The sequence below is a fragment of the Gammaproteobacteria bacterium genome (genome assembly GCA_027296625.1).
GTDB lineage: Bacteria > Pseudomonadota > Gammaproteobacteria > JAKEHO01 > JAKEHO01 > JAKEHO01.
Genome location: JAPUIX010000097.1, coordinates 1 through 3140, shown reverse-complemented (window position 1 = coordinate 3140; position 3140 = coordinate 1). Strand labels below are relative to the sequence as shown.

Sequence of the window (3140 nt, the reverse complement as noted above, 5' to 3'; positions counted from 1 at the left end):
CTTCGGATATTCCAAAACCTGATAATCGACACTAACCCAGAAAAACGCCCACGGTAGCGCCTCGAGCTTGCGCAGGTAATCCAGGGTATCCAAATAGCCCCCTTCAAACTCGATCCGTAGTCCGTGCCGGTATGCCGTTTGCAGCGTCCTATCCGGCGATAGGGCTTTCTCCTCTGTTGTTAGCCTCGCGCCTTGCACCTCATCAATAAAATTTTCGACGGAGCTCTTCTCGACGAGGGGTGTAACACCAAGCCCCTCAAGTCGCACGAAGTTCAATCCGTCACTCTGCTTCAGCACCGTCTCCAAAACCTTTGCCATTTGCTCTGGCGGGATCAGGTGTGCGGTGGATTGCTTAAGCTCTTCTTTTATCGCATCTAATTCCTTTTGTAACTTTTCAAGCTTGACGCGATTCTTCGCATTCGGATCGGCACCATACGATTCAACGATCGTCTGTGCCTGTTGCTGAAAGCTCAACACCTCCTGTTGGGTCTGCTCAAGCTGCTTGCTCAGTTTTTCTTGCTTGGCATCCAGCGGCTGCATTAAAAGCGTGTCCCACAGTCCGTAGAACACAAACAACGCAATCACTAGAATCAGCCCCCGCTCGCGAAAGCTGAGCGCATCGATCCATGCCATTAACTCTCTAAGTCGTCCCATTAACCGCTCCTACTCTGAACTACCACCTGTGCGTACCGTAAAGTTTACTTTTGTCGATTCTTCCGAGGCGCGCTCCATTTGCATGACATTAAATGACAAACCTGAAAAGACTGTCTCATCCGCCAGCCGTTGCAGATATACGGGCACCAGATCGGGCACGAGTGTGCTGCCTGCAATGCTAATCGTTTGACCACCGTGTGAGATATTGATCCCAGTCAGCCATGTTCCCTGAACATGGCGCCTTGCAAGGGCCTCCAAGTAATCCGAGAACCCTTCCGTGTTCCCTAATCTTCCGCCTGACAGGATTTCTGCGATTCGTTGTCGCGCAATCAACTCTGCAGTCAATCGTTCGATGTCTTCTTCGAGTTGCTTGCTTTTCTGCCTACCAGGAAATTGTTCTCGCAGCGCATCGGTCTTACTGAGCGCAGCGTCGCGTTGTTCGTTGAACTTGGAAACCTCTGTCTTCAGTCCATGTACTTCCCAAGCCGCGTAACCGTACATAATAAGGAGCCCAACTATAACCAATCCGCACACCTCAGCAATGGCAAGCGCCGTAAAGATATTCTTCTGCGTGCGGAATATCGGCTGATAAAGATTGATCTGCTGCTTCATAAGGTCGCCTCATCCATACGCAACGCGGCGCCGATAGCCAGAAAGCAACGGAACTGTGATGTCGCACCCAAATGGTTTGCACTATCGATCAACGCATTCAAGTCCAACATGCGCGCGGATACGTCGAGCTGTTCGGAAAGATATTCCGCCATTCCAGGGATCTGCCGCTCTAAGGGTGCAATGACCAGATTCGATATGGGCGGCTGCGTGAAATGGCTTTCGTAATAATCCAGTGACCGCCGCAGTTCAACGACGATGCCATCGAGCCATTGCTGAATAGCGGGGTCCAGGGTGTCGCTTTGTGGAGCGTACAATACCGACTCGGAGCCCGATTCAATTCGCCTCGAAAGATAGAGTATCGATTGGCGCGTCAGGGTGACGAGCCCATTCTCGCGACCCAGGTAGATGAGTGCTGCCCCCCCGACATCTTCGGGTAACAAGGACGCAATGTTCCGCATGGCGAGTTCCGGGACATCGACGACGGAAAGATCCAGGCCGGCGTTGACTAACTGATCGATGCGTTGTTTAACAAGCGCCGAACGCGCGGCCACCGCGTACATCATCTTCGCCTTACCCGCAAAGCCTGGCCCTTTTTCAGCCTCTTCGGGCACCTCAAACAGGTCGATGACCGCATCATCATAGTGAAAGTCAATCAGGTCCCTGATCCGCCAGCGTATCGCCGCCCGCAGTTCCGATGGCAGCACATCCGGCGCCTCGACCAGCAGGAGGCTGTAGGAGCCCGGATCCATGAGGCTCGTGCATCGATACTGATCAAGGCCGTGGCTAGCGACGAGCTTCTTCAATACGGCATCCTGCTCCCCAAGGTCATGAACTTCCTTGTATTCGCAGAGGTCGAGGCTCGGCGGCAGGTCAGGATCTCGCTGAACGCGTGCGATGCTGATCCCGTCTGGCATCGGGCACACGGCGACTGTGACATCACCTTTTGGTTTTCGCTTAAGCCGGCCAAGCACCACAGGGACACCTACCTCGCTGTCCGGTGTTCTATTCTCAACGCGCCCCGCCCAGCAGGCGGCAACGCCCCATCTCATCCTAACTTATAATAGATTGCTAAAGGTTTCAACACTAACTACTTACTATAAATGCTATTTTTCAAATTATAGACGGTTTAAACGGGCCCGTCGGGAAAGGATCGGGTCCGCAAAGCCGACGGGTTGACTGCCTTTTGGAACTTGGAGCGGGGACGGCCCGCCACCCAAGCGCGCGGGCACCGCGGATCGGCGCAGGTACTCCGCCGGGCAGCAATATAGATTAATTCCAGGGTTCTCTGAGATAGATGAACTGCATGGGACCTGAGAAGAGCCCAAAGCTCACGCGGGCGGTGGGATCGTCGTCGTGGTTGCCATCACCGTCCCAATCATAGCGCAACCACGTCATCCCCAGGCCCGGCAGGTTCACGGTGATATCCACATAGCCGTCCTCGGTCGGACCCGGCGGACTGAAGGACAGATCCGCATCGCCCTGGCTGTATGGGTTATTGGCAATGCTCGCTGTGGTGGTGGCGGCACCGACCAGGATATCCCCGTCGGTCTGGGTGGCCTCGTCATCGTTCGACAAGATCAGATTAGTGTTGCTCATTGCCGTACAGTTATCGTCCGTGTGGGGGACAAAATTCGTGCCGTCGTAGTACTCCGTTCGGAGCGGCACATCGAGCGCATACAGACCTGAACCAAAGGCGCTTTCGAGCACCAGGCGCCCAAAGCGAAGCTCCGTACCGGTGATGTTGGTAATGGCATAGCCCTCACCGGTATCCCCGTCGCCCGTGTTACAGGTCCTGTTACTGGTGGAGCGACACAACCCATCGCTTTCCGTGAGATCCACGGCAGTCACCGTCAATTGGGTGCGGGCGTTGAATT

At 54.6% G+C, this 3140-nt stretch carries 4 protein-coding genes; all 4 read right to left on the bottom strand.

Going from position 1 to position 3140, the window contains the following annotated elements; genetic code table 11:
- The coding region (gene gspM / locus O6944_05095; protein MCZ6718513.1) for a type II secretion system protein GspM at window positions 1–654 on the bottom strand (654 nt) is incomplete at its 3' end.
- 9 nt (window positions 655–663) lie between these two features.
- Window positions 664–1266, bottom strand: coding sequence for a PilN domain-containing protein (locus tag O6944_05090; GenBank protein MCZ6718512.1), 603 nt, complete (start codon window positions 1264–1266; stop codon window positions 664–666).
- Complete coding sequence (locus tag O6944_05085) at window positions 1263–2315, bottom strand: hypothetical protein (protein MCZ6718511.1); 1053 nt, start codon at window positions 2313–2315, stop codon at window positions 1263–1265. The genes O6944_05090 and O6944_05085 overlap by 4 nt, the downstream gene beginning before the upstream one ends.
- A 220-nt stretch (window positions 2316–2535) precedes the next feature.
- Window positions 2536–3140: hypothetical protein (locus tag O6944_05080; protein ID MCZ6718510.1), on the bottom strand; the 605-nt coding region annotated here is incomplete at its 5' end.

Coding starts and splice junctions, on each gene's coding strand:
- O6944_05090 (MCZ6718512.1), bottom strand. CDS start 1,266: ATGAAGCAGCAGATCAATCTTTATCAGCCGATATTCCGCACGCAGAAG.
- O6944_05085 (MCZ6718511.1), bottom strand. CDS start 2,315: ATGAGATGGGGCGTTGCCGCCTGCTGGGCGGGGCGCGTTGAGAATAGA.